Source organism: Roseivivax halodurans JCM 10272 (genome assembly GCF_000521785.1).
Lineage (GTDB): Bacteria > Pseudomonadota > Alphaproteobacteria > Rhodobacterales > Rhodobacteraceae > Roseivivax > Roseivivax halodurans.
In genome coordinates this window covers 1-1,223 of sequence record NZ_JALZ01000114.1, presented here as the reverse complement: position 1 = coordinate 1,223, position 1,223 = coordinate 1, and the positions used below count along the sequence as shown (strand labels likewise).

The following is a 1,223-nucleotide window of genomic DNA, read 5'->3' as shown; positions in this document are numbered from 1 at the left end:
GCAACCGTCCATTCGTCATTGGTTTCAAGCATCAGCGCGCCGACGAGCCGGATGATTGCCTCGTCGTTCGGGAAGATGCCGATGACGTCGGACCTGCGCTTGATCTCCCGGTTCACCCGCTCCAGTGGATTTGTCGACGCGATCTGAGCCCAGTGCTCGCGGGGAAAATCCATGTAGGCGAGCACGTCGTCGCGCGAGACGTCCATGAGGGTGCCGAGCCTCGCCTGCTTCTCGCGCAGTGCGTCCGCGACGACCTCCCATTGGGCTTCGGCATCCGCCTTGTTTTCCTGGGCGAAGATCGTCTTCAGCATGGCTGCCACAGCCGTGCGCTGCTTGGTCGGAGCATGGGCGAGCGCGTTGCGCATCCAGTGAACGCGACAGCGCTGGTGCGTTGCATCGAACACTCGCCGCGCAGCAGCCCGCAGCCCCTTGTGGTCATCGGCGACCACCAGCTTCACGCCGCGCAGGCCACGGTCTGCGAGAGAGCGCAGGAAGTCGGTCCAGAACGTTTCTGCTTCGGAAGGACCGGTGGCGACGCCGAGAACCTCGCGCTTGCCGTCCTCGTTGACCGCGACGGCGATTATCACAGCGCGGCTGACGATCCGCCCGCCCTCACGCACCTTCACGTAGGTCGCGTCGAGCCAGAGATACGGCCAGGCTCCTTCCAGCGGGCGAGAGAGGAAGGCGTTCACCCGCTCGTCGATTTCGACGCAGAGGCGACTGACCTGGCTCTTCGACATGCCGCCCGCGCCCATGGCCTTCACCAGATCGTCCACGGAGCGCGTGGAAACACCTTGGACGTAGGCCTCCTGAATCACCGCCACGAGCGCCTTCTCGGCTGTGCGGCGCGGCTCCAGGAAGCTGGGCAGGTAGCTCCCCTTTCTCAGCTTCGGGATCTCCAGCGCGATCCGCCCGGCACGGGTGTCCCAGTCGCGGTCCCGGTAGCCGTTCCGCTGAACCTCCCGCAGGGGCGAACGTGCGCCCTTCGCGGCGCCGGTTCGCTCTTCCACTTCCGCTTCCATGATCCGCTCGGCCGCGAAGGCCAGCATCTCGCGGACGAGGTCGCCGTCAGCCTGCTTCTCAACCAGCTCGATCAGCGTCATTCTGTCGTCGGTCATCGTCATCTCCGTTCTCGGTTCAAGGTCTCGCAACCCGAACCTGCCCGAAGATCGACGATGGCCGCCAGCGTCACACCCGGCCGCGCGCTGCGCTACGCCGGGGCT

At 65.7% G+C, this 1,223-nt stretch carries 1 protein-coding gene; it reads right to left on the bottom strand.

Annotated elements, in window-relative coordinates; all coding sequences use genetic code 11:
* On the bottom strand, nucleotides 1–1,118 hold a 1,118-nt coding region (locus OCH239_RS21370; protein ID WP_037267526.1), incomplete at its 3' end, for an IS256 family transposase.
* Between the last annotated feature and the right edge of the window lie 105 nt (nucleotides 1,119–1,223).